This window comes from Nonomuraea cypriaca, from assembly GCF_015645445.1.
GTDB lineage: Bacteria > Actinomycetota > Actinomycetes > Streptosporangiales > Streptosporangiaceae > Nonomuraea > Nonomuraea cypriaca.
In genome coordinates this window covers 1-23,640 of record NZ_JADOGI010000025.1, presented here as the reverse complement: position 1 = coordinate 23,640, position 23,640 = coordinate 1, and the positions used below count along the sequence as shown (strand labels likewise).

The 23,640-nt window shown below is 64.7% G+C and carries 25 protein-coding genes and 1 tRNA gene; 14 read left to right on the top strand and 12 right to left on the bottom strand.

Features of this window, described 5'->3' with window-relative positions; translation table 11 throughout:
• Nucleotides 1-5 precede the first annotated feature (5 nt).
• The 5 genes from ITP53_RS11000 to ITP53_RS10980 form a co-directional block, all read right to left on the bottom strand.
• On the bottom strand, nucleotides 6-1,253 hold the full coding sequence (locus ITP53_RS11000) for a restriction endonuclease subunit S (protein ID WP_195895244.1): 1,248 nt from the start codon (nucleotides 1,251-1,253) through the stop codon (nucleotides 6-8).
• Nucleotides 1,246-3,831, bottom strand: coding sequence for a type I restriction-modification system subunit M (locus ITP53_RS10995; RefSeq protein WP_195895243.1), 2,586 nt, complete (start codon nucleotides 3,829-3,831; stop codon nucleotides 1,246-1,248). Before ITP53_RS10995 ends, ITP53_RS11000 begins: the two co-directional genes overlap by 8 nt.
• A gap of 93 nt (nucleotides 3,832-3,924) precedes the next feature.
• A complete protein-coding gene (locus ITP53_RS10990) occupies nucleotides 3,925-4,587 on the bottom strand; it encodes an RloB family protein (RefSeq protein WP_195895242.1) in 663 nt (220 codons plus the stop codon).
• Complete coding sequence (locus tag ITP53_RS10985) at nucleotides 4,584-5,843, bottom strand: AAA family ATPase (protein ID WP_195895241.1); 1,260 nt, start codon at nucleotides 5,841-5,843, stop codon at nucleotides 4,584-4,586. The genes ITP53_RS10990 and ITP53_RS10985 overlap by 4 nt, the downstream gene beginning before the upstream one ends.
• Nucleotides 5,844-6,308: 465 nt before the next feature.
• The gene (locus ITP53_RS10980; RefSeq protein ID WP_195895240.1) at nucleotides 6,309-6,782 is read right to left on the bottom strand and encodes an NUDIX hydrolase; all 474 of its coding nucleotides are present in this window, start codon (nucleotides 6,780-6,782) and stop codon (nucleotides 6,309-6,311) included.
• Between the two features lie 158 nt (nucleotides 6,783-6,940).
• Between ITP53_RS10980 and ITP53_RS10975 the strand changes: the two genes are divergently transcribed.
• Entirely contained in the window at nucleotides 6,941-7,273 is a 333-nt protein-coding gene (locus ITP53_RS10975) for a YciI family protein (RefSeq protein WP_195895239.1), read from the top strand.
• An 86-nt stretch (nucleotides 7,274-7,359) separates the two neighbouring features.
• Here the strand turns inward: ITP53_RS10975 and ITP53_RS57240 are convergent, their stop codons facing one another.
• Complete coding sequence (locus ITP53_RS57240) at nucleotides 7,360-8,304, bottom strand: AAA family ATPase (RefSeq protein WP_195895238.1); 945 nt, start codon at nucleotides 8,302-8,304, stop codon at nucleotides 7,360-7,362.
• 32 nt (nucleotides 8,305-8,336) lie between these two features.
• Complete coding sequence (locus ITP53_RS57235) at nucleotides 8,337-8,627, bottom strand: winged helix-turn-helix domain-containing protein (RefSeq protein ID WP_195895237.1); 291 nt, start codon at nucleotides 8,625-8,627, stop codon at nucleotides 8,337-8,339.
• Between the two features lie 300 nt (nucleotides 8,628-8,927).
• Between ITP53_RS57235 and ITP53_RS10960 the strand changes: the two genes are divergently transcribed.
• Together ITP53_RS10960 and ITP53_RS10955 are read left to right on the top strand one after the other, a co-directional pair.
• Nucleotides 8,928-9,215, top strand: coding sequence for a hypothetical protein (locus ITP53_RS10960; protein WP_195895236.1), 288 nt, complete (start codon nucleotides 8,928-8,930; stop codon nucleotides 9,213-9,215).
• 127 nt (nucleotides 9,216-9,342) lie between these two features.
• Entirely contained in the window at nucleotides 9,343-10,614 is a 1,272-nt protein-coding gene (locus tag ITP53_RS10955) for a helix-turn-helix domain-containing protein (protein WP_195895235.1), read from the top strand.
• 192 nt (nucleotides 10,615-10,806) lie between these two features.
• Here the strand turns inward: ITP53_RS10955 and ITP53_RS10950 are convergent, their stop codons facing one another.
• Nucleotides 10,807-11,190 (bottom strand): GntR family transcriptional regulator, encoded by a 384-nt coding sequence (locus ITP53_RS10950; RefSeq protein ID WP_195895234.1) that lies wholly within the window; start codon nucleotides 11,188-11,190, stop codon nucleotides 10,807-10,809.
• A gap of 145 nt (nucleotides 11,191-11,335) precedes the next feature.
• Between ITP53_RS10950 and ITP53_RS10945 the strand changes: the two genes are divergently transcribed.
• The 10 genes from ITP53_RS10945 to ITP53_RS10900 all read left to right on the top strand — a co-directional run bounded on the left by ITP53_RS10945 (nucleotide 11,336) and on the right by ITP53_RS10900 (nucleotide 20,129).
• Nucleotides 11,336-11,668: an SCO3933 family regulatory protein gene (locus ITP53_RS10945; protein WP_195895233.1), complete on the top strand. Its 333-nt coding sequence runs from the start codon at nucleotides 11,336-11,338 to the stop codon at nucleotides 11,666-11,668.
• Complete coding sequence (locus tag ITP53_RS10940) at nucleotides 11,661-13,031, top strand: FtsK/SpoIIIE domain-containing protein (RefSeq protein ID WP_328814361.1); 1,371 nt, start codon at nucleotides 11,661-11,663, stop codon at nucleotides 13,029-13,031. The genes ITP53_RS10945 and ITP53_RS10940 overlap by 8 nt, the downstream gene beginning before the upstream one ends.
• Before the next feature lie 4 nt (nucleotides 13,032-13,035).
• Nucleotides 13,036-13,731: a DUF2637 domain-containing protein gene (locus ITP53_RS10935; RefSeq protein WP_195895232.1), complete on the top strand. Its 696-nt coding sequence runs from the start codon at nucleotides 13,036-13,038 to the stop codon at nucleotides 13,729-13,731.
• 12 nt (nucleotides 13,732-13,743) lie between these two features.
• The gene (locus ITP53_RS10930) at nucleotides 13,744-14,076 is read left to right on the top strand and encodes a hypothetical protein (RefSeq protein ID WP_195895231.1); all 333 of its coding nucleotides are present in this window, start codon (nucleotides 13,744-13,746) and stop codon (nucleotides 14,074-14,076) included.
• 11 nt (nucleotides 14,077-14,087) lie between these two features.
• Complete coding sequence (locus tag ITP53_RS10925) at nucleotides 14,088-14,249, top strand: hypothetical protein (RefSeq protein WP_195895230.1); 162 nt, start codon at nucleotides 14,088-14,090, stop codon at nucleotides 14,247-14,249.
• A gap of 2 nt (nucleotides 14,250-14,251) precedes the next feature.
• On the top strand, nucleotides 14,252-14,404 hold the full coding sequence (locus ITP53_RS10920; RefSeq protein WP_195895229.1) for a hypothetical protein: 153 nt from the start codon (nucleotides 14,252-14,254) through the stop codon (nucleotides 14,402-14,404).
• Nucleotides 14,405-14,527: 123 nt separating this feature from the next.
• On the top strand, nucleotides 14,528-15,859 hold the full coding sequence (locus ITP53_RS10915) for a replication initiator (RefSeq protein ID WP_195895228.1): 1,332 nt from the start codon (nucleotides 14,528-14,530) through the stop codon (nucleotides 15,857-15,859).
• Nucleotides 15,856-16,047, top strand: a complete 192-nt coding sequence (locus tag ITP53_RS10910; protein WP_195895227.1) for a helix-turn-helix transcriptional regulator — start codon at nucleotides 15,856-15,858, stop codon at nucleotides 16,045-16,047. The genes ITP53_RS10915 and ITP53_RS10910 overlap by 4 nt, the downstream gene beginning before the upstream one ends.
• Nucleotides 16,044-17,408, top strand: a complete 1,365-nt coding sequence (locus ITP53_RS10905) for a tyrosine-type recombinase/integrase (RefSeq protein WP_195895226.1) — start codon at nucleotides 16,044-16,046, stop codon at nucleotides 17,406-17,408. Before ITP53_RS10910 ends, ITP53_RS10905 begins: the two co-directional genes overlap by 4 nt.
• 963 nt (nucleotides 17,409-18,371) lie before the next feature.
• Entirely contained in the window at nucleotides 18,372-20,129 is a 1,758-nt protein-coding gene (locus ITP53_RS10900; RefSeq protein ID WP_195895225.1) for a hypothetical protein, read from the top strand.
• A gap of 304 nt (nucleotides 20,130-20,433) precedes the next feature.
• On the opposite strand, the gene ITP53_RS10895 is transcribed toward ITP53_RS10900, so the two are convergent.
• Nucleotides 20,434-20,826 (bottom strand): hypothetical protein, encoded by a 393-nt coding sequence (locus ITP53_RS10895; RefSeq protein ID WP_195895224.1) that lies wholly within the window; start codon nucleotides 20,824-20,826, stop codon nucleotides 20,434-20,436.
• Between the two features lie 402 nt (nucleotides 20,827-21,228).
• Here ITP53_RS10895 and ITP53_RS10890 point away from each other — a divergent pair, with 402 nt between their 5' ends.
• A complete protein-coding gene (locus tag ITP53_RS10890) occupies nucleotides 21,229-21,912 on the top strand; it encodes a hypothetical protein (RefSeq protein ID WP_195895223.1) in 684 nt (227 codons plus the stop codon).
• A 97-nt stretch (nucleotides 21,913-22,009) separates the two neighbouring features.
• On the opposite strand, the gene ITP53_RS59130 is transcribed toward ITP53_RS10890, so the two are convergent.
• From ITP53_RS59130 to ITP53_RS10880, 3 genes are all read right to left on the bottom strand, one after another.
• Nucleotides 22,010-22,144: a hypothetical protein gene (locus tag ITP53_RS59130; protein WP_268961002.1), complete on the bottom strand. Its 135-nt coding sequence runs from the start codon at nucleotides 22,142-22,144 to the stop codon at nucleotides 22,010-22,012.
• A 137-nt stretch (nucleotides 22,145-22,281) separates the two neighbouring features.
• Nucleotides 22,282-22,866, bottom strand: a complete 585-nt coding sequence (locus tag ITP53_RS10885) for a TIGR03086 family metal-binding protein (protein ID WP_195895222.1) — start codon at nucleotides 22,864-22,866, stop codon at nucleotides 22,282-22,284.
• A 379-nt stretch (nucleotides 22,867-23,245) separates the two neighbouring features.
• A tRNA-Arg gene (locus ITP53_RS10880) sits at nucleotides 23,246-23,321 on the bottom strand.
• Between the last annotated feature and the right edge of the window lie 319 nt (nucleotides 23,322-23,640).

Below are 23,640 nucleotides of genomic sequence, written 5' to 3'. Positions count from 1 at the left end.
GGGTCTCAGAAGCTGACGCGACTGCTCAAGAGTTCGTCCACGATCCCCTGCTTGAAATTGCCCAACTTGGCGAGCTCACGGTCGAGGGAGCGCTCCTGATCCGAAAAAGAATCGACTATTTCAACGACTCTCTGCTGTTCTTTTATAGGGGGGAGCGGGAGGAAGAAACCCGCCAAGTCCTCTCTATTGACTTTCGGAATTCCTGTGCGCCCGGAGACGTTTTCTGCGTAACGCGAAAAATGTTCTCCCAGGAGAGTTGAAAAGAGGAATCCGCTAAGAATATCCTTGCCTGGCCTCAGAGGATACATGTCGGCTGAGCAGATTCCTATGAAATCGACCAGTGCAACCTTACGAAGGGCTGGCCTGATCTTACTGAAGACCACATCGCCCGGCTGGATCTCGTATTTTCCGCTGCTGGCCCCTTGCCCCTCCGCCGTCTCCCGCTTCAAGATCTTCCCTGTCCCCGGTTCCACGTGATCTGGGGCAAGCAGTATGCGACTTCGATAGGGTTCGGAGCGCGGATCCACCTGTCCTACGGGGAGATCAGCCACATCGATGAGTCGTCGAATCGGCCAGCCCTCTGCGCGGTCAATCGCATGGTCGTTTGCTTTGGGATCCCCGTTCGATCCGGCAGAAACCTTCCCCGAATCCGCTTTCAGTAGATCAGTGATCGCGCCTTTCTTGAGGTTTTGCAACTTGGCGATCGACGCTTTGACGACCCGTTCCTGCCTGGATACCGCACTGACCATCTCCACAATCCGCCGCTGTTCAGCAACGGGAGGGCATGGAATCGGCATCGCACTCAGCTGAGACGAGCTGATGGACGCCAGATTTGTCGTTTGCTTGGCGATGCGTAGAAAATACCCCTTACCCTCGGGAGATGCCATGTATAGGGCGAGGAACTCCGCCAGCAACTTTGCCTCCAGGCAGCGCACCCTAAAGACATGATTCTGGTGAAGACAGGGGTCGATTCGACCATCCCACACTGCCCCGCGGCCCAGCTTGTCAATGTCTCCACCCTCAGTGAGAAGGACATCGCCAGGCATCAGGCGGAAGCGCTCTACCAGGCGCATGGGAATAAAAATCTTCTTGACATTTCTTGTCGAAATATACCCATCTTGAACGTTGGCGACTCGCAAATATGGAAGCTCAACGCTAGACCCACTAGGCGAGATTCCGCCAAGCGCTATTCCGCCGCTTATATCGGCCAGAGAGTCGAGACGATAGTAGACGAGTCTCTTTTCATCAGGCATACCCGAGCTCCTTCAGGAAGCCTTCCAGAATCGCCGTCGCTCCCTCCCGTTCTGATTGGATTTCCCGCAGGGACACCGCGTACTTGTCCTCCCACACTCGGTACGTCTCTACCAGTTCCCGGCGGCGCCGTACGACATGGCCGTGCAGCTTGGTCGCCAAGTCATCCCGGAGCAGATCGAGCACGATACGGCGTTCGTCCTGAGCGCTGAGCGCCTTTCGCGCCCGGAACAGGTACGGCGGTTCATCGTTGAGCTTGGGCGGGTCGCTCGGCCACGGGAACCAGAAGTCGGTCTCAAGGCGCTTGATCAGGGCGGCGGCCTTTGTCCGCTGCTTCTTAACCCGGTCAAGCTCCGCCAGTTGCTCCTCGCTCAGAACCTGCGGCTCACGCGGTGGGGCCTCGTCTTCGGTCCCCACCTCGTCGTCCTCAGACGACCCGGCGTTCAACTCCTTCCACCGCGTGTCCAAGTCCGCCCTGCGCGCCTCGGCTTCGGCCAATCTCGCCTGGAAATCCGGTGCGATGGCCGCGACCACCTTGTGGTCGTAGGCATGGCGCCGCTCGGCGGCCGTCCGGTTGCGTAGCTTCCTCGTCCGGGGATCCTGCTCGGGGGCGAGCATTGTCTCAACGTTCTCAACCCAACCGTCCAGGACTCCCGCGAAGCCGTTCTCCGAGAGGGTGAGCAGGTCATACTTCGCCTCGTACCACCAACCGGCCACCGCGCCGGCGAGTGCATACCGGTCCAGCGGGCCCGCCTCGCGGAGCTGTTCCACGAACGACTCCATGAGCGAACCGCGGACCGCCATCAGCGCTGCCTTGCGCTCCGACGCTGTCAGGTCTGCCAGGCGCTCGGGTGTCGCGGCCACCGCCTCCAACTGCCGGGTCTCCGCCTTCCACCACTCCGCGAAGGCGCCGCGCAGCGCGTCCTCGCGAGGGCGGGCCAACTCAGTCAGCCGGGCGGCGTCTAGACGCTTTCCCTCCGGCGGGAAATCCACGTAGTCGGAATCCACTGGATCCCGCTCGGCGAAGAGGTCGCTCAGCCCAATCCCGTAGGCGTCGAGGAGCTCCTTTCTGCCTTCGATCTCAGCGCGTGGCATCCCGCCCACCAGGTGGGCCCGGACGTCCTGCGGCTCGGGCGGCGGTGTGTTGTCCACGTAGCGGCGGATGTTGAGGTTGTCGCCGTTGTCACGGAGTTCTTTCCGATCGACGATCCGCGAGAAACCGGACACCTCGGCACGCGAGTGGAATGTAGAGGTGATCTTCTCGGCGTGTTCCGGGAGGAGCACGTTCTGCGCCCGTTCCGAGTGGGACTCGCGGTCGGCGTTGATGAAAAGGACCTTGCCCGCCAGGGCCGGATCCTTCCTGCCCGGCGGACGCAGTACCAGGATGCACGCCGGGATGCCGGTGCCGTAGAAGAGGTTTGGGGCCAGGCCGATGACCGCCTCGATCACGTCGTCGTCTAGGAGCTTCGTACGGATCTCCTGCTCCCCGCCGCCTCGGAACAGCACACCGTGCGGCATGACGGTGACAACCATGCCGCCGCGGCCCTCACCCTTGGTCATCCAGAGCATGTGCTGCAGAAACATCAGGTCGGCCTTGCCGCGCTCGCTCGTTACGCCGTACGCCGCTCGCGCGCTGCGATACCCAAGGTTGGCGAGGACGTAGTCCATGGAGAAGGGCGGGTTGCTGAGCACCGCGTCGAACCGGTCGGCGTCGCGCTTCGGCACGTGCGCTGGCTCGGTGAGAGTGTCACCAGTCTTCAGGTCGAAACGGCGCACCCCGTGCAACACCATGTTCATCGTCGACATGATCCATGAGCCGCTGTTGGCGTCCTGGCCGCCGAAGAACATGTCCGTGGTGTCGCCGCCGTGCTCTTCCACGTACTCCTTGGCGTGAATAAGCATGCCGCCCGAGCCGACGCACGGGTCGTATACGCGCATGCCCTGCTCAGGGCGGAGCAGTTCGACCATCATGCGCACCACGTCACGCGGGGTGTAGAACTCACCGCCTTTGCGGCCCGCAGAGTCCGCGAATTCCTTGATCAGGTACTCGTACGCGGCGCCGATGAGGTCGGGGAACTCGAAGTCGTCGGTCCGCAGCCGGACGCGCCCGAAGTGAGCGATGAGCAGCTTGAGCCGCTGGTCAGCGAGCTTGGCCGTGCTCGCCGCCGCGCCGGAGCCGCCGATGCGGTTGAAGTCGAGGTGGTCGAAGAGGCCCCTGAGCTTACTGTTGCTGCTTTCCAGCGCCTGCAGTGCGGGGCGCAGACGATCCTCGTTTATGTTGTGGGTGGCTGACGAGATCCATTTCCAGCGGGCGTTTTTCGGGACGAACAGCACATCGCGCGCGCTGTAGGGGGCTTCCTGCTCCAGGTATCCGTCCAGCAGCTCTCCGGTGAGGCCCAACTCCCGGTTTGCGTGCTCCCTGATCCGCTCGCGGGCGGCCTCGAACTCATCGTTGGCCCGCTTCAGGAAGAGCAGTCCGAAGATGTAGTCCTTGTACTCGGAAGCGTCCATCGTACCGCGGAGAATGTCCGCGGCGGCGAAAAGATGCCGCTCCAACTGCGCCAGCGTGAGCTTGGCCACTCTAAGACTCCCCTACGATCCGGCATGACGTAGGAACCCTATGGCGAAGTTGTGCCGTAGCGGAAACGATTGCACCGGGCCGCGCAGTGCTTGTCAGTAGGAGGTGAGCCCAAGGCCTTGCTCCACGAAGTGGAAGACGTCGGTGTACGGATCCCGGTTCGGTAGGGGAACATGGTCACCGTGCTGGGCGTTCATCCGAAGCGCGCGTTTCTTCGCCTTTGCGAAGCTGCCCAGGACGTGCTCCGGGCACACCCGCTTGATGTTCTCCGTCTTTCTAAACGGCAGTCGTGCCGTCACCAGGTCACACATCTGATTGAAGGTCCCAGTCACGTCCCTGTGATGCAGAAGCCTCCACACCTCGAAGCAGGGATGCGAGAACGCGATGCCGACCTGTCCCTCACGAGCCTGTTTCAATGCCTGGTCGAGTTGCTGGTGGTCGTCCCGGTCGAACAGGCACCATACCTGAGGCCAAAGCTCCTTCCGCAGCTGGCTGCCCTTGGCCTCCCGGGTCAGTTCACGCATGAGCGGAACCGCTGCCTCGACCAGGTTGATCGGCTTGCGCCGGGAACCCGGTGCGCTGGCGTTCGCGATCCGGATGTCGACAGCAAACGCCTGGTCCTTGAGGACCTGCTTCATGATGTCGATGTACGAAGGCTCGGTGAGCTCACCTTCGGTGAAGACGTGGACGACTCGATTGCGCCGGCCGTGTTGCTGCTTGGGCGGCCCCAGCGTGTCCTTCCCTCTCGTACGGCTCATGGGATCTGCTCTGTCGTGTGCCGGGGTTCTCGCTCGCTCACAGTGGCCAATCGTCGGGCGATCTGCCCCTCCACGATGGAAGGGACCCCGCCGAAGGCCCCAGCCAGATAGGACTTCATCAGGTTCTCATCCTCTCCCGGCTCGGCGGCAGTTAAGGGGTAAAGCTCCGTGGCGCCGTCCTTATCCTTTTCTGTCAGCCACACCTGGCCCGGCTCCAGAAGCCGCTCACCGCTCGGGGTGGTGAGTAGCGACGGGTCGTGTGAAGTGAAGACGAGCTGCGCGCCCTTGGGGTTGGCGTGCAAATCATGGAAAAGTCTGACAACCTCCGCGGCGAACCGCGGGTGCAGACTCGCGTCCAACTCGTCGATGAGCAGCACGGCGCCCTCGTCGAGCGCCAGCAGCATAGGACCGAGCAGTGCGAACCAGGAGCGGGTGCCGAAGGACTCGTTCCGCCAGTCGAGAGAGACCTCTCCGGCAGCTGAGTGGTGGATCAGCTTCACCGTTGGGCGATCCTTGCCCTCCCGGACGACCTGCGCACCGGCGATCCCTAGGTCGGCGACCCTCAACAGTTCATTAATTCGATGCGCGCGGCTGCCGGAAAGCTCCCCCAGGGTGAAATCTTCTCGCTGCTCTCGCTCGTCCTCTGGATTGATGAGCCACAGGTTACGGCGGAACCAGTGGAAGAGCGCCGAGAGTTGCGGGTGATTGTCCGTACCCGCTGTGGACAGCACGAGAGCGTCGGGGCGGGTACGCCTGGCGAGTTGAGATCGATCCTTGACCCGATTGCCCGGCCATTCATACATCGCGACCCGCGAAGCGTCGCGATCGAGCCACACCTGACGGTAGCCACGGGGGTAGCTGTGGATCCATTCGGCCGCGACACGTGTCGCGCTCAACTCAAACCCGTACGTCCAACGCACCTCGTCGATCACGAGGTCGACCTCGAAGAAGCTTGGTTCGCTCTCCCCTTTGGGGTCCAATTTGAAGGGTTCGCGTGGAATGCCCTCGAACGAAGCCCATTGGGCATAGGAGTTGAGGACCGCTGTACGCATATCGGTCAGAGCGGCCAGTATGTTCGACTTGCCCGAAGCGTTGGCGCCGAAGATGCCAATCAGAGGGAAGACGCTCGCGGAGCGGCCCCCACCTAGTCTTATTTCACGTGCTGAGGCGCTTGACTCGGGCTCAGGGACAACGAAAGACAGTTCTTGTTCGTCGCGTAGTGACCGCACGTTCGCGGCACGGAACCGGAGCAGCACGCCGTCCCCCCTCTCCACCTACGGTTAGAGTAACTGCCTGGTCTCCTGCTGGCTTGCCCCGGTGACGATCACGTTCGGATGAGTTTGTGAGAATCTTGGCAGCTGGCCCAGACATCTCCCGCGATCTGCGCCGGACGGGTGTCGCCTCTCGCGGTTCCTGACGCCATGCGGGGCATCGGCGCGGGTTGCCGGTGAGCGGGACTGAGGGGATTCCGGTTGGCCTTTCGTCGTGTTCTGGTGATCTTGCCACCGGATTGAGGCGCGTGGGCGGCGCGGCCGCGACCGGCCGAAGAGCCGCAGCGCGGCCAGCGACCGCCCGACGCGCGGCGGGCCGCCGTAGGCGGGCCGCCCTTGAAACCGTAGAGAAAGTTCTCATCCAGCCGAGCTATTATGCCTCTGAGCTGGGCTTATGCGCTGACGGGCGAGGCTGCTGTTCCGGTTGATGCTTGACGGTCTCCGGGCAGCTCAGCCGATGTGCGGGTCGCTGTCCTGAAGGTAGTGGCGGATGCGTAGGCGCATTGACCGGTCCATGTCGTGGTTCTCAACGTCGTCCCGTGAGATCCAGAGGACCTCGCGGGACTCTGACGATGGGGTTGGTTCGCCGGCGATGGGGCGTGCCGTGAGGACGATGGAGAACTCTTGCCGCACTTCGCCGTTGCTGGTGTAGAGGATGACGTGCCTCGGATCGCTGTAGACCCCCACGATGCCGGTGATCTCGCAGGTGATCCCGGTTTCCTCCAGGGTTTCCCGGATGGCCGCTGCAGGGATCGACTCGCCGAGGTCGATGGCTCCGCCGGGAAGCGCCCAGTTGCCGTTGTCGGCACGGCGGATCATGAGCAGATCGCCGGCCTCGTTGGTGACCACGACATTGACTGAGGGGACGAGGCTGTTCGGGATGGGCGCTTCAGGGTCGTTGTAGTAGTCGATCCGGCGGGTCACGGCCCGGAGCTTAGCGGCTAGGCGCCTGATCTTCAGAGGGCTTGGCTGGTGCGGCCTGAGGCGGGTGGTACGGACCATCAGGCGCTGCGATGAGTTTGGGCACGGTTGAGAGTCGATACCGGTGAGCACTCCATACGAACGAGAGGAAGGGCCCTGCTGTGGCGAAATTCGTGACCATCGGATACGGCGACCAGAACGGCTACGACCGCACCGACGCGGCGGTACGGAACGAGGCACATGCGCATGACGCCCGCCTGCTTGAGGCCGGGGTCGTAGCGGGCATCGCCGGCTCGCCTGTACAGGTGCGCAATCACAACGGTGCCGGCATGACCGTGGAGAGCGGCTCCTTCATGTCCTCGGCCCTCCCGCTGGCCGGGTTCGGCATCATCGAAGCCGCAACCATCGAGGAGGCCGTCCAACTCGTGTCGAAGACCCCATGCGCAGTCGCACAGGGTGTGGTCGAGGTCTGGCCGTTGCAGGAGTCGCCGTAGACAGCGGGGGCAACGCACTCTCAAGCCACGCACAGTCACTGCGGTGTCGCCGACCCGGTGAACGTTGATGGCACCTCACTAGGCGGTCACGTCAGGATCCGTTTCAGGATCTCGCGGGTCTGGTTGGCGAGGCTGATGGCGGCGCCGAGTCGGTTGTCGACGGTGATATGCGCGGAGGGTGGGCTTGTTTCGATGTTGAGGGTGCTGACATACGTCTCCCAGTTCTGGAGCTTCCAGGCATCACGAGCGTCGCCGCGGAGCTTGATGTGCTCGCGCATGGATTCGGCATCACAGCGCACCCACACCACCACGACCTCGATGCCCCTGGCCGCGCAGCGATCGGCCAGGTGAGACACCCAGCTGGGATCGGTCAACTCGGCGATGAACGGGGCCGACAGGATGGCAGAGGTCCCTACTTCGAGGTTGTCGAACGCGGTCTCCATGAGGCAGCGGTATTCCAGCGGCCGGACCTCGCGCAGGTACAGCTCTGTGTGCCGATCGTGGGGGTCACAGCCGAGGGAGACGAGCAGGCACTCGACCATGACGCGGGTCATGGAGTCCTTGTCCAGGAAGGCCCAGCCGGTGATGTCGGACAGGAACCGGGAGAACTCCGTCTTGCCCGATCCGGCGTAGCCGCCGACGAGCGTGAGGATCGGCTTGGGGCCGCTCTGGCCGTGCCGGTGTTGGCGTCGCCACGCGTCTACGACGCTGCTGAGGAGAGCGTTCTGCTCGGCATTGGCTGGGCTCCCTGAGACTTTCAGCAGGGTCTGTTCGATCACCTCTGCAGCGGCGCTATCGCTCGAACGATCGGTGGGCCGAGGCTGATCCGAGATGGGATCTTTCACGCGAATGGCCGCCTGAGAGATGGACTCGCCGAGGTCGACGGCCCCACCGAGCGGGGCGCAGCTGTCAGAGCGGCGAATCAGCGACAGTTCGCCGGCGTCGCTGGTGACCACGACATCCACGGAGGGGACGAGACCGTTTAGGGCAGGCGCGTTCGGGTCGTTGTGGTGGTCGATCCGCTGGCTCACGTGCCAGAAGCCTACTTTGCCAGGGGCTCGTCTTAAGGCTCGTTGGCGTCGCTGCTTCTTGGCGCCTTACCGTCAGAATTGACGAAGCTGCCCAGGTTGGGGACGGTGTAGATCTTGTCTGCGGCTCTGAGGCGCTGCATGGCCTTGCGGATGGTGGGGCGGGAGACTCCGAACTCTTCCATGAGCTTGACCTCGGAGATCTTGAACTTGGGTCCCCACTCACCTGAGTCGATCCGCACAACGAGGACTTCGAGGATCTGCTCCCAGCGGGAACGGTCCTCTTCGAACTCCCAGGTGCGTGTGTGCTCGACATATCTGGCCACGGTATGAGGTTAGGAGGGCGTTTCACGGCCCTTCACATCAGATCACGCAGTTTCACGGACTTACATGGAGTAGACAGGCACTTACAGGCTTGCTAGCTTGGAGGTATGGCGTTGGTGAGCGACGGTCCAGGGCCCCTCCGGGTGGGGTCTGCGGTTGCGCCCCCGGCTTGTCTCCCAACAGAGTGCGCGGACATGGCCGGAGTGGTCCTTTGCTCGCCAACGCCAGTCCGACACCCGATGTCTAGGCCGGCATCGCCGACCAGGCAAGGGCACTCGCGCGGCTTGGAGGACGGTGAGTCTGTGGCTGAGTTCGACGGATATCACGGCATGCACCCCGCGTCACCCCACGCTGATGCGACGGTGGTGCAGTGGGCGACGACGCAGCGGCGTCCGGATCGTGTCCGGGTACGGGCCTACACGTGCGAGTGCCTGGCTTTGGTGTTCGAGCAGTGCCTGGCGGGCGGGCTGGGGTTCGTGCGCCGGTATGACCGCTCCGTCTGGCCTGTGGCCGTGGTCGACAGCCCGTGGGTGAAGGTCCGCGACGCCGAGACGCTCTGGGCGCGAATCATGCGGGGCGAAGCAAGGTGAGGACACGCCGAACTAACAATGCGCGCACGTAGCGTCACTTTTTGCGATTGCGTGTGACGGCGCGTTTCCGCAGGTCGAAGACCGACCTGCGGTTTCGCATGCCTGCCGACTGGCAGTTTTTCTGCCAGTGACCGAGGTCACCCGCCTTATCGTCGAAGCAACCGACGAGAGGAGGGGCGGGGACGTGGCAACAGAGTACGTGACGCAAGGCCAGCGAATCGCGCGGGCTCGTCACCGCAAGGGCTGGGATCAAGCAACCCTCGCTGAAAAGATCGGCCGTTCGGTGTCCTGGCTGTCAAAGGTCGAGAACGGCCGGATGCCGCTGGACCGGATGAGCGTAGTGGGGCAGCTCGCCGAGGTCCTCGGGGTGGAGGTCGCCGAACTGACCGGCCAGCCGTACCGGCACGAGATAACGGAACTCGACTCCGGGCACGCCGCTGTGCCAGGGCTTCGCCTCGCACTCCAACAGGCCTCGCTACCCAGTGGCGTGGCGCTGCCGGCGCGAGGGGAACCCCGGACGCTGCAGGAGCTTGAAGCGAACGTTCGGCTCGCCGAGCAGCTCCGCCAGGACGCCAAGTTCACCGCTCTGGGAGAGGTGTTGCCCAGGATCCTGACCGAACTGATCGCGATCACGACCGAGTCATCTGCCGATCGCGATCGAGCCGAGGCGCTGATGCTACGGGCCTGCCACATGGCGCGAGTGTCCTCCAATCTCCTGGGACACCACGACCTGGGCTGGACCGCGGTACAGCGCGAACTCGTCGCCGCGCAACGAGTGGGCTCACCCGACCTGATCGCGGCAGCGAGCTGGGATCTGTGCGGTGTGTGGCTGCACGAGGCGCAGCTCGACCCGGCCAAGGACGCGGCCTTGTCGGCGCTCGACCAGATCGAACCGCATGTGGGCGCTGACGACACGATCAAGGCGATGTGGGGTGCGCTGCACCTGCGGGCCGCGGTGGCGTACTCCCGGCTGTGGGATCAGAGGGAGGCGGAAGGCCACCTTGAGGAGGCTCGCCGCGTCTCCGAGGTTTTGCCGCGGGCTGGCAACGTGTTCCAGACGCAGTTCAACCGGACGAACACCACCATCCACGCCGTCGAGATCAGCATGGAGCTGGGCCGCCCGCGCGATGTCATCACACGGGCGGAACACGTAGAGGTCGCCGAGATCGCTTCATCGGAGCGGCAGGCGCACTACTGGACCTGCACAGCGGCCGGCTATCACATGAACCGGAAGGAGAACGAAGCGGCGGATGCCCTGCTACGCGCCGACCGGATCGCTCCTCAGCATGTCCGCAACCGTCCGTTGGTCCGCAACATCGTGCGTGACCTTCGCGACAGTGGGCGGCTGCATCGGCAGCGCGAGATTCTCAACCTCGCCAAATTGATGCGGCTGCTCTGATCACAACAACGGTGAGCCCATCCGCGCATTTGGCTCCCCACCCGTCAGGTAACCCGGGGGCGTTCCGGCGCCCTGCCTATACGAACGGGGTAGTACTCGTGGGTTTCAGTGAGATCGAACGACAGATCTTGCTACGCGAGCTGGCGGAGATCGCGGTCGACCTGGCCGAACTCCAGCAGCGCGCCGTCAGGATCACTTCTCGGCTTGACCAGGACGAGTCCGAGCGTCTAGCTCGTCCAGCCTGACCGTCAGCTTCTGCATGTGCTGGCGGATCTCGCCTAGCTGCTCGGAGATGATGCGGAACTCTTCGCTGTGCTCCCCAGGTGTGGGGCCGGCAGTCTCGTCGTCGGGTGTGCGACTGACGAAGCTGCCTGCCCCCTGGCGGGTCTCGATGAGTCCTTCGTCGCGGAGGACGGCCAGGGCGTTGCCGATGGTCATCATGGCAACGCCGTACCGTTCCGCCAGTTCGCGGGCCACGGGGAGGCGTTCCCCCACCGCGTACCGGCCCGATGTGATGTCGCGCCGGATGTCCTCGGCAATCCTCAGGTACGGCCGGCGCCGGTCGCTGGTTGCCATAACCCAACATTAGCGGTTCTAGATGCCTAGGTCTCTGGGCAACCTGTAAGTAAATCTCAAGCCAACTTCGCTATCTCGGTTTACAGAGCTAGATACCTAGGTATCTTTGTAGCTAGTACAACCACCTCGAAGGAGACCAGCTCTCATGCGCACCATCCCCATCCCTGTCGACACCACCAAGCTCGTGATCACCTGCGTGAAGGCGCCCAAGCCGCGCCTGGTCAACAAGGACACCGGCGAGATCAAGACCGACAAGAACGGCAACACCGTCTACGAGGTCACCGTCTCGGTCGAAGACGAGTTCGGCCGGATCGAACTCGTCAAGATCGGCACTTCGGGGGAGCCCCCGATCAGCGCCGGTCAGCAGATCAACGCCACCGGCATGGTCGGCTACGTGTGGGAGATCTCCGGCCGGTGGGGCATCTCGTACCGCGCCGCCGCGCTCCTACCGGCTGGCGGGGAGCCGCCCCGTGTCTGACACCCAACTCCTACTGCTCGGAGTCCTGGCCGCTGCGGCGGCCGGGCTCTGGGCCTGGCGCCGCTGGCACTACCCGTCGTTCTGGCTCGTGGTCGCCTTCCCGCTGACAGCGATCAGCGTACGGGCCACCTGGCGCAAGATCGCCCTTGGCTGCCACCTCACCAAGAAGCGGCAGCGCTTCTGGTTCACCACCGTTCCCGGCCTGGTCGCCTCCACCGGCGTCGTCCGCGTCCGGCGCAAGTGGCAGCGCATCGCCGTGGACACCAAGCCGTTCATGTGGCTGCCCAAGCCCACCCGGTACGGCTGGCGGGTCACCCTGCACACCCTTGAGGGGCAGATCCCCGCCGACTACGCCGACGCCGCCGAACGGCTCGCCCACTCCTGGGGCGTCCACGCGATCCGCGTATCGTCGCCTCGGCCCGGACGGGTCGTCCTGTCCGCCACCGTGCGCGATCCACTCATCCGGGTCGAGCCTCTCCCGACCTCACCCGACCTGCTCAAGGTCATCGTGGGCCGCCTGGAGACCGGCGGCCCGTGGATCATCGACTTCAAGACCATCCCGCACTGGCTCAACGCCGGAGCAACACAGTCTGGCAAGTCCAATCTCGCCAACGCCCTGGTCCAGGGCCTGGCTCCACAACCGGTCGCCCTGGTCGGCTTCGACCTCAAGGGCGGCGTGGAGTTCACCCCGTACAGCCCTCGCCTGTCAGCGCTGAGCACCACGCGGGACGAATGCGTCGGCCTACTGGATGACCTCGTCGCCCTGATGACCAGCCGCATGGCCCTGTGCCGTGACGCCGGTGCCCGCAACATCTGGCAACTGCCGGATAACGAGCGCCCCATGCCCGTCGTCGTCCTGGTCGACGAGCTGGCCGAGCTGTACCTGATGGCCGACAAGAGCGAGAAAGACGAGATCGCCAAGACCTCGACCGCGCTCCTACGGGTTGCCCAGCTCGGGCGGGCATTCGGCATCTACCTGTTCTGCTGCGGCCAGCGCATCGGCTCCGACCTCGGCCCCGGCGTCACCGCCCTACGTGCCCAGTGCTCCGGACGCATCTGCCACCGGGTCAACGACCCCGAGACCGCCACCATGACCCTCGGCGACCTCGATCCCGCCGCCCTCGCCTCGGCACGCGCCATCCCCGCCGAGACACCAGGCGTCGCGATCGTCGCCTCCCAGGACGGCCAGTGGTACCGCGCCCGCTCCTTCTACGTCAGCGAACAAGTCGCTGAACACGCCGCCAACACCTGGGCGCACCTCGCTCCGGCCTGGACGGACGTCGTCGCCGGCCACGTCCCGCAGATGAGCGATGCCGACCTCGCCGAACTCCTCGACTCCATCCCGGACCCGCGAAAGGCCTGAACCGATGCGCTGTCTCGCCCGCTGGCTGCTCGACACCGGCCCCGTCCTCGTCCTGGCCCTCATCGCCGGAGCCGGATCGTTCACCCACATCCGCGAGACCGCCAGCGAACACGGACAGTCCGGCTGGATGGCCTGGGCCGTGGCCGTATGCATCGACCTCACGTGCGTCATGGCCGCCCGCGAACGCCAACGCGACCGGAAGACCGGCCGCGTACGGCACGGCCTGATCTCCTGGCCCGTCCTCGTCCTGACCGGAGGAATCGTCCTGTCCCTGGCCGCCAACCTGCAACAAGCCGACCCGACCATCTGGGGCTGGATCACCGCCGCCACCCCGGCGGCCGCCTTCCTCCTCGCCGTCTCCATGCTCGAACGCCGGACGTCCGGCCCGCGTCCCGCCCCGTCCCAGGACGTCTCCGAGACGTCCCCGGCAGACGTCTCACCGTCCCGTCCTCGTCCCAACGAATCCGCTGCCGTCCCGTCAGCCGACCGTCCCGCCCTCGTCCCCGTCCGGGACGGCCAGGACGAACGCCCAGGACCGTCCCCGGCACTCATCAACTACGCCCGCCGCGTCGCCGACGAACACCACTCCAGACACGGCACACCCATCACCCGCGACGTTCTCCGCGCCCGCCTGGGCGTATCCAACCAACTCGCCTCCGACCTGCTCCGCACCCTGCGGACCACCTCGAAAACCACCTGAAAGGCCATCACCATGCACGACCACCGCAGAGCCCTCATCAACGGGCTGCTCAACCTGGCCATCTTCCTGGAAACCCACCCCGACGTACCGATCTCGATTTCCCCCGTCGCCATCCGCGCCTTCCCGGCCAAGGGCCCCGACGACCAGATGCGCGCCGAGGTCGAAAAGGTCGCCGCCCTGCTCGGCACCGAGATCGACCCTGCCCACGTGCCGCACGGCCACTACATGACCGGCATCGACTTTGGACCGGTCCATTACGAGTTCATCGCCATCCTCGCCGCCGCCCGCGCCCTCCACGCCGCCCAGGACAGCTACCGCGACTGCATCACGCCCGACAACACCTAGGAGGTTCCACCATGCGAATCCGACTCGAAGGCAACCGCGCCGAACTCACGCTCAGCATGATCCACCTTCGTCAGATCTTCACCGTCACATCCATGTCGCGAGCCTTCCCCGACCGGAACCGGGCGCGCAACTACCGCCTCTACGTCACGATCACCCCGCGCAAGGGCCACTGACCATGGAGCCCGAAGAGGCCGACCGGCCCGACATCCTCGCCGCCGTCTCACTCGCGCCCGGCGCCTGCTGCACCTGCAACGGCTCCGGACTCGACGAGGACCGCGACACCTGCCGCGACTGCGACGGCACCGGCATCGACAACCACGGCGCATAGCCGAGATCCCCTCACCTGGCCGCACAACCGCCAAGTTCCGCGCCAGGTGAGGGGCCATCCCATCACAGATCGCATCCGGATAGGACGGATCCCATCTTGCCCCAACCACACGCCATAGCCGGGATGATCTCCCGACTCCACGACCCGAACTACGACCGCTGGGCCGCCCAGATCAAGCGCACCGGCGGCTGCCGCCAGCCCATCCACCTGCGCGGCAAGGTCGACCACTACGACCAGGCGACCGGACAGCTCCTGCACCGCTACTGCACCAACCGGGAGCCGAACGGCGTCCTGCGGGTGGCGTGCAAGACCCGTCGCGCTTCCCGTTGCCCGGCGTGCGCCGAGGTCTACCGCTCCGACACCTACCAACTCGTCCGGGCCGGGCTGGTCGGTGGCAAAGGCGTGCCCAAGACCGTCAGCTCCCATCCGTGCCTGTTTGTCACCCTCACCGCGCCTTCCTTCGGGGCCGTGCACGTGCGGCGGGAGAAGAACGGCAAGGTCCTGCCCTGCCACGCCCGCCGCAACGCCCAGACCTGCCCACATGGGCGGGTCATGTCCTGCACCGACCGGCACAGCACCGACGATCCGCGCCTCGGTGAGCCGCTGTGCCCGGACTGCTACGACTACGAGGGCTCGGTCCTGTTCAATGCCATCAGCCCCGAGCTGTGGCGACGCTTCACCCTGGCCTTGCGCCGCCGCTTCGCCAGGCTCAACGGCCTGACCGTCAAGGCCCTGCGCCAGCACGTCAGCATCGCCTTCGCCAAGGTCGCCGAATACCAGCGCCGCGGCGTCGTCCACTTCCACGCCGTCATCCGTCTCGATGGACCGGATGGGCCTGATTCACCGCCGCCGGCCTGGGCGACGGCTGATGCCCTGGCAGAGGCCGTCCAGCATGCAGCGGCGGTCGTCACCGCGGAGGTCAAGCCGCTGAGCCGCACCTTCCGCTGGGGCACCCAGCTCGACGTCCGTCGCATCACCATGGACGGCGACCTCACCGAACAAGCCGTCGCTGCCTACATCGCCAAGTACGCCACCAAGGCCGCCGAATGCGTCGGCACCCTGGACCGGCGCATCCAGCCTCTCGACAACCTCGACGCCCTACCGATCCGCGACCACGCCCGACACCTGATCGCGGCATGCATGCGCCTTGGCGCCCATCCCGGCCTGGCCGACCTGAGGCTCATCCACTGGGCCCACATGCTCGGCTTCCGCGGCCACTTCTCCACCAAGAGCCGCCGCTACTCCACCACTCTCGGCGCTCTGCGTGCCGCTCGCGAAGAACACATGCGCGCCGAGGAGATCACCACCGGACGGCTCCCGCTCTTCGACGAGGACACCGTTCTCGTCATCGCCCACTGGCAGTACGCCGGACAGGGCCTCTCCATCGGAGAACAGGCCCTCGCGGCGGCGCTCACCGGCACCCGTCTACCAGGGCGGGCGGTGATGCCCCGATGAGTAGGCGTGACGAGTTGCTGACCGTTCCGCAAGTGCTCGCCGAGTTGGGCGGCGTGTCCCGCCGCACCTTCTACCGCTGGCGTGAACTCGGCCGTGCACCGGCGTGCGTCCAGCTACCCAACCTCGAACTCCGCGTCTGGCGGAGCGACCTCGTGGCCTGGCTCGACTCGCGGCGGGAGACAGCGTGAACACCACGTATGACGTCAAGTTCAGCCAGGTCCAGCAGCGTTCCAATCGCGGCACACCTTTCTACATCGCGCGCTGGAGGGTCGCTGGTAAGGAGAGGTCGAAGAGCTTCCGTACCAAAGGGCTGGCCAACGCGTTCATGTCGGACCTGAGGCAGGCGGCGAAGGCGGGGGAGGGGTTCGACGTTGCCACCGGTTTGCCGGTGTCGATGCTCGCGGCTGAATCCTCCGGCCCGTCGTTCCTGGAATTTGCCCAGGCGTACGTCCTTGGTCGGTGGAACACTTCGGCGGCCCGTACCCGCGAGACGGACGCGTACGCACTGCTGACGTTGCTCCCTGCCCTGGTGGCCAACGCGCCGCACCGTCCCTCCGCCGAAGAGCTGCGGGAGGTCCTCCGGACGCACGTACTGCTTCCCGAGAAGCGGCGGGCTGATCTGACGACGGCACAAGCCGCGGCTTTGAGCTGGCTGGAGAAGGCGTCTCTCCCACTGTCGGCGCTGGGGGAGGCGCACATCATTCGTACGGCTCTCGACGCCATCTCGGTCACTTTCGCCGGTGCTCCGGCGGGAGCGAACACGGTACGGCGTAAGCGCGCCATCCTGCATCACCTGCTGGAGCACGCGGTCGAGCAGAAGGTGTTCAACAGCAACCCGCTGGACGGGATCAAATGGACGGCGCCCAAGGCCGTTACAGCCGTTGATCCTCGTACGGTGGTCAACCCTGCCCAGGCTCGGCAACTCCTTGATGCGGTGCCCAAGGTGGGTCGCAAGCGCGGTCCTCGGCTCAAGGCGCTGTTCGCCTGCATCTACTACGCCGCGCTCCGGCCGGAGGAAGCAGCCGACCTACGCCTGAGGAACTGCACCTTGCCGGAGTCCGGCTGGGGTCTGATCATCCTGGAGAAGGCGCGACCTCAGGGGACGAAACGCTGGACCAACTCCGGCGAGACCCACGAGTCGCGCAGCCTGAAGCACCGCGCGGACAAGGAAACACGAGAGATCCCGATCCCGCCCGTCCTGATCGCCATGCTCCGTGAGCACATCGCTGAGTACGGCACCGCCAAGGACGGCAGGATCTTCAGCACCGGCACCGGCGGCTCCTACTCCAGCTCGGCGCACTCCTACGTCTGGCAGGAAGCCCGCAAACTCGCGCTCACCCCAGAACAGATCCCCTCGTCGCTGGCTGCTCGGCCGTACGACCTCCGCCACGCGGCGGTCTCGCTCTGGCTGAACGCGGGCGTCCCGGCCGTCGAAGTCGCGAAGCGCGCAGGCCACAGCGTGGATGTCCTGCTGCGGGTCTACGCGAAGTGCATGGACGGTCAGCAGGAGCAGATCAACGGCAAGATCAACAGCGCCTTGAACGAATAGCCCTCGTCTATCCACCTTCGGCCCCGGACCGACCGGGGCCGTTTCACGTCGCACCGCTCGCCATGCCGCGTCATTCCCGCCCTGCATCGCTACGTTGCGCCACGCTGGCATGAACGAGCAGTGAGAGGAGGACCATGCACGATGACCAGGACCGCCCCACCCTGTCTCGCAGAGAGGTAGGGCGACCCCCGTACGGCCTGCCCCCTCGGGGCCGGCCTCAACGGCTCAGCGCATCGGACTCCCTTGGGTGGCGCACGTACTCCACCCCGGACCCACCGGCGCGGTCATCCCTTCGACGCTGGAATCACCTGACCGGCCTGGCCCTGATCACCGGTCTCATGGTCTGCAGCGGCTTCGGCGTCTGGGGCGGATGGGATACCGGCAGGGCCTCACCTCGGATGCCAGCCGTCGCGGTGGCGATGCCTCGACTGAGCGTTGCTCCGCACTCGGACGCGCCTGCGTCGCCGCTAACGCTCACTCCCGCTCCCCAGACGTCCCCACCCTCCGCGAAGCGCATCTCAACCCCAAAGGCGTCGAAGAACATGACGACACCGTCGCGAAACCGTCCTCGATCATCGGCCCCGGTGGAGCCGTATCAGCGCCCTGAGAACGTCCCGGCGGCCCCGCACAGGAAGACGAAGACTCGGGTTGATCGTGTAGAAGTGCCCAAGCGTATCGATCCGAAGGACAGCAGCAAGAACAAGAACGGATTGGTAGCGTTGATCGCTGCGAAATGCGACGAACTGTTCCCATCTTCCCGCCCAGAGTTCCGCATCCGTAACCGTGCATGCCACCTGATTGCAGTGCGAACCGGATGACCATAGCGGCAGCGGTGTCCGTCTTGAACCGGTCCACTACCGCTTGACTGTAATTCCGGTTGTTTATAGGGATACATGAGGCATTTACCGTGATTGGCTGGTGTGCTTGACTCCTCCCTTGTAGCCACACCCTCTGGGAGGGTCCATGGGGGAGTTCGTCGGGATCGACCCCAGCCGGGCGGAACAGCTGATACGCGAGATGGCGAGCAGCAAAGACGTCCTGGGCCGCACGCGGCATGGGCTGGAGGCGGCGATCGCCGAGGCGGGCGCGTCGTGGACGGGCCCCGCGGGGGTAGTGGCGATGCACAGATCCTGGGCCTTCTTCGATGAGACGCAGCGCGATCTCAAATGGCGGATGGACACGCTCAAGCAGATGGTTCCGACCTCGGGAAATGGCCTGTTGAGTGTGTTCTTGCCCTTCAACAGCGAAACTGAGGCCGCCCGTCAGGGGAAGGCCGACGCGGGGCCCATTGCCGAGGCTCTCAAGCAGCATGAAATCGAAAGCTCGGTGGAGAGCTGGCGCAAGGTGACTGCGGTCACGGTGGTGACGAAAGAGAAGCTGAACGATCCGGCCTATGCCTCCGCCTTACTGAACTCCCTCGGGCCGGACAAGTTCCGTGCGTTGTTCATGCACTGGATGAAGGACAAGGGCCCGGCTATGGACAGGGGACTCCCGCCCGGGGTGCTCCAGCAGGGCCGGGAGAGTCTGGGACCGCTGGCTGAGGCGTATGCCAATGCCGAACGTGCCGGGCGGCTGGGGGAGGAGTGGCGTGGGAAGTTCATGGAGACGACTCAGCCGGGTGTGTTGACGGCCCTGGTCGCGATGTCCAAACCGTCGAGCAGGCTCCTCAACCAGGTGGCGCTGCGCGTCCTGGGCCGTCCACTGGCGGCAGACCTTCCGACAAGCCCCAACTGGAACCTGAATGCGCTGGTGGAGGCGTACGACGCCGACCCGCAGGCGCTGCAAACGCTGCTGGCTGACAACAAGGACGCCGCAGGCTGGCTACTGCATCCGCAGCGCGCCCGGATGAGCGGCGTTGCCGGCCTCGAAGAGAAGCTTGCGGGCGTGCTGGACAAGGCGTTGAAACCAGGCGCCGGAACAGACGGTGTTCGTGATCAAGCATGGTTCAACATCATTCGGGGGATGGGAGCCGAGGACAGCCCGTGGATCAGCGGCTCGTGGGGAACGATCAAGGATTCGCCGATCAGCGAGACCTTGGCCAGAAATGTGACGCCCTATCTCGACCAGCTCGCCCGTGGACAGTCCAAGCGGGACTCACCGGAGCTAAAAGCGGTTTTCCCAACGCCGCCCTGGGACACCCTCGCCCCTGATGACGCCTCCCGCTTCATGGGCGGCTTGATGCAGGACAAGGACGCAGCGAACGCGTTGATGAAGGCATCGCAGGACTACACGTTGGGCTTGGACATCGGCCGGTTCCGGCCGTTTGGGGACGAGGCCACACAGGAGCAGTACACCTCCCGGGCGGCGCTCGCCGGAGGCGCGGCGAATCTGATGCTGAGCGGCTCGACGCACGCGGAGTGGACCGACGACGAATACGCCGACTGGCTCGCAGGAGTCGCACTGCTGCCCGTCTCTTGGCTTTCCAACAAGTACTGGCCCATCCAAGACGCCACGGTGGCCACCGGCCGAGATGCTGGGTTGGACGAAGCCAAGGATGGCCTCAAGGGCGTGATCACGGACTACTTCGACAAGAAGACTTCAGCCACGGCAGATGACGTTGCAGACGGCATCGTGCAGCGACAGGCTGAGTGGGTGAATGACTCGCTGAACCAGCACGGTCAGAAGCCATTGACGGACGCTCAACAGAATGAGGTTCGTATGGCGTTCCGTGGGCGGCTCTACGATGCATTGGTCAAGGCACTGAAACAGCGGGGAGGCTGAGCATGACTATCCCCAGCCAAAGTCAGCTGCTTCGACAGGCCGCCGATAAGGAGCTGCTCGCCACGTCCCTCACCCGGTACGCCGAAGAGCTGGACATGGTTTTCGCTGGAATGCTGGCAAGGCCTCAGGAAGTTGACGCGTTCTGGAAGGGGCCTGCCGCGGATCGTTTCACCTCTCAGGCCGCACAGTTACACCGCGAGATCGGTGTACTCCGGGACAGCTGCACATCCACAGCTGACCGTCTGCGTAAGCAAGCCCAGCTCGCGCGAACAGAGGCGGCCCAGATGCCCAGCTAAGCCTGAGGTCATCTGCTGCGTTCGTAACAGCTGGTCTTGCCGACGATCATGATGTTGGGCTTCTGACCATTGCGCACGGTTATCAAGAATGTGATCCCGGTTGTCGGGTGCTGCAGTACGGCCGTCCCTAGATTCTCGTCACCAAGATCGAGGTTATCCACGATCTTGGTGTAGCCACGCAAGCGCAGCCCACTTGCCATCAGACCGACTGCGCTGCTCGGCGAATGCTTGTATGGCGGACCGGTGAGGTCGCCCTGAGCACGGAAGAAACGCTGGACTTGGCCTTTCAGGCACCCGACTTCGCTGTCCCGATCTGCTCGTACGGTCGCGGTGGCGGAGCCTGTGGAGGCTAGGTCCTGAGAGGCCAGTAGCTTGTCGCCTTCTGCGATGAGCAGCTTCACGGACTCGTCAAAGGTGGGTTTGTCGGGTTCCCCTGTGCAACCCGTCACAACCATGAGGGAAATAAGCACCGCGACGACAGACAGTCGGCGAATATCTGGGCGCACGCCCCGGACACTACCTAACCCTTACTCTCACGTACACCTCGTATGCCTTCTTGCACTGAATACGGTCATCCCATCCCGGCCACGAAGCTGCAGCATGGCATGCGGTCCTCCTTGATTAGGCGACCTTCACGAAGAGGACAGAAGCGTCGGTTTCTGTTGTGTAGTGTCACCCGGACATGATCAATTAAGGGGCGAAGGGCGCTATGTTCCGTCTCCTGGCCATCCTGGCGGCTGTGAAACCAGCGGTCTTATCGGCCCTGATTCCCTGGCGAGAGCTGTGGTTACTTCGGTTATCAGGTGCCGGAGCCCAGCCTGCTGGAGACGGTGGTCTGGGACAGTGCCGCATGGGCCGTGACACTGCTGCCCTTGGTGCTGGCGCTGCTCGCCCTGTGGGTGCCTCGGTGGTTCCCCGTGCTCGGCGCGTTCGTCGCGACCGTGGTGCTGGTGCTCACCGTGCTGACCATCGTCGTCCCCTACACCGGCATCTGCGGCCGGCAACAGGGTGAGTGGCTGCTGTCCGCCTGCGTGGCCGTCGTCGTGATCGCCCTCTTGCTTGCCCGCCGGGAACGGGCGCATCTGGTGCCGCGTATGACGGCGGCCATCTGGAGCGTCGTCCTGATCATTCTCTTCGGCCGCATGGTGGTGGCCACGATGCCCGTTTCCTCGGGCGATGACCTCGGCTGCTGGATGAGTTTGCAGGGCGTGTGGGCGCTGGCGCAGATGCACCTCTTCACGGTTGAGGCTGTTGGGGTATGGGTCGGTGTCGCGGCGGTCGGTGCCGTGCTCACCGGGGGCCGGGCTGCGCCGGTCGCGAGCCTGATGTTGCTCATCCCGGCGCTCTTCGAGCCGGTGGCCCAGGTTGTTTCGTCCGCGCCACACGACTGTTCTGGCCTCCTGGCGCTGATCACCTGGCCGTATCTCGTTGCCGCGGTATTGGGCGTGGCTGTCAGGTCGTCATTGATGTGGCCGATTCCGGGGTGATTTGGCCAAGTAGGTGGCCAGTTCGCGGAGATGTGGCAAAAATGATCAGATGACCGGGGTGCCGCCTGGTTCACCGGCCGGTGGGGCGGCGCGGCCTTCAACGCCTGGCCAGGGTGCGGGCGTAGCCGGCGCGGGCCGCCGCCTCCAGACAGTCGAGGAAGCGCGCGCCGGCGCCGGCGGCCCACTCGCCAGGAGGATCATCGTTCGGGTGGTGTATCTCACCACCCGCCACTGCCGAACGCGTGAGGCGTATGACCGGGGACGCCGCTTCATGATCCGCCGGGGGGATCCCCGTCTCCTTCCTTCCCGACTCAGAGCCCGGCCGTTGCGCTTCCTCCCACAGTGTCCGTTAGGGCATGGTTCTGCTGACTATGGTCGGCGCCCCAGGTAGGCGGCCAGCCGGGCGTAGACGTCGACGTCATCGGGCACCGGTACGACGGGGCTGAACGGGCCCTGCTCGCTGCGGGCCTCTGGCGGCGCAAACTTCGAGAATGCCTCGAGTGCCTGCGCGGCAAGGTCGGGGTCGAGTTCGGCGAGCCGCCGGGTGGCATGTGCGAGGTCCCAGGAATGAACTGTGAACTCGTGGGTGTAGGCATCGAGAGCAACCCGGCCGGGCAGCGTGGCCCACGGTAGCTCGACCATTCGGTCGAGCTTCTCGTCGTCGGCCCACACCCGCTCGACCTCGCTACGGGCCTGAGTGAATGCGCTTGCCCAGCCGCCATCGGCGATGCCGTCGATCACATCGGGGACGTCGCGCGCATCGCCTCCGGTGCCGACACGGGCGAGCTTGTGCAGCACCGCGACTACATGCCCGAGCAGCGCGCGAACGTCGTAATCGGCACAGGGAGTGCGGTTACTTAGCTCATCGGGACTTACCGCCGCGACCTGCTGCCCGGCCTGATCAAGTGCCCGGGCGAAGATCGGACGCGGGTCATGGGCCAGCTCTGTTGTCATGATTGGGAGCCTATGAGGACACACCGACAGGGTCCCAAGCCCCTTCCAGAAAAGGGCCACTTCAGATGAACGATCCAGCCGTCAATTCGTTCAGCTAGAACTGGCCAACCGCAGGTCAAAGGCATGGCCGGTGGTCAGATGCAACCGGAACTGACAGTGGCCGCCGAGGTCGTTTCCCGGCGCGGGGGAGTCACACCAAGGTTGCCCATGAACCTATGAGTGACCTGGGGAAACGCCTCCAAGATCATCCCGCATATATCCCGTGATCAAGGTCCTATGGCTGCATATGGGTGCCCTCGGCGGCCTACCAAGGGCCTGGCAAGCAAAAGACCTGCGGTCGAGGAACCGCAGGTCAGAGTGCTAAATGCCTGGTCGGACGTGGTGCCCCCGGCAGGATTCGAACCTGCGGCACCCGCTTTAGGAGAGCGGTGCTCTATCCCCTGAGCTACGGAGGCGGACGCACGTAAGCCTAGCGAAAGTCTGGCACTGCGTGGGACGTAGGGCTGGGGAGAGTTTGGTGGGGTTGGTTATGGGTGCTCTGAGCTGCGGTAAAGGCATGACAAGTGATCAGAATCTCGCTCTTCGAGCGTGGATAGCTTCCTCCTGTGACCAAGAGGCGAAGCAGGCAGGTTCGTCGGCGGCCCGTGGCGTTCTTCGGGGCGTTGCTGGCGCCGGCGATGACAGTGGCCGCCGAGGTCGTTTCCCGGCGCGGGGGAGTCACACCAAGGTTGCCCATGAACCTATGAGTGACCTGGGGAAACGCCTCCAAGATCA

Bases quoted from the DNA above. Each gene is read 5' to 3' on its own strand.
- ITP53_RS10900 (WP_195895225.1), top strand. From the start codon at position 18,372: ATGGGGGAGTTCGTCGGGATCGACCCCAGCCGGGCGGAACAGCTGATA.
- ITP53_RS10915 (WP_195895228.1), top strand. From the start codon at position 14,528: ATGATCTCCCGACTCCACGACCCGAACTACGACCGCTGGGCCGCCCAG.
- ITP53_RS10945 (WP_195895233.1), top strand. From the start codon at position 11,336: ATGCGCACCATCCCCATCCCTGTCGACACCACCAAGCTCGTGATCACC.
- ITP53_RS10950 (WP_195895234.1), bottom strand. From the start codon at position 11,190: ATGGCAACCAGCGACCGGCGCCGGCCGTACCTGAGGATTGCCGAGGAC.
- ITP53_RS10910 (WP_195895227.1), top strand. From the start codon at position 15,856: ATGAGTAGGCGTGACGAGTTGCTGACCGTTCCGCAAGTGCTCGCCGAG.
- ITP53_RS11000 (WP_195895244.1), bottom strand. From the start codon at position 1,253: ATGCCTGATGAAAAGAGACTCGTCTACTATCGTCTCGACTCTCTGGCC.
- ITP53_RS10990 (WP_195895242.1), bottom strand. From the start codon at position 4,587: ATGAGCCGTACGAGAGGGAAGGACACGCTGGGGCCGCCCAAGCAGCAA.
- ITP53_RS10935 (WP_195895232.1), top strand. From the start codon at position 13,036: ATGCGCTGTCTCGCCCGCTGGCTGCTCGACACCGGCCCCGTCCTCGTC.
- ITP53_RS10885 (WP_195895222.1), bottom strand. From the start codon at position 22,866: ATGACAACAGAGCTGGCCCATGACCCGCGTCCGATCTTCGCCCGGGCA.
- ITP53_RS10930 (WP_195895231.1), top strand. From the start codon at position 13,744: ATGCACGACCACCGCAGAGCCCTCATCAACGGGCTGCTCAACCTGGCC.
- ITP53_RS10920 (WP_195895229.1), top strand. From the start codon at position 14,252: ATGGAGCCCGAAGAGGCCGACCGGCCCGACATCCTCGCCGCCGTCTCA.
- ITP53_RS10925 (WP_195895230.1), top strand. From the start codon at position 14,088: ATGCGAATCCGACTCGAAGGCAACCGCGCCGAACTCACGCTCAGCATG.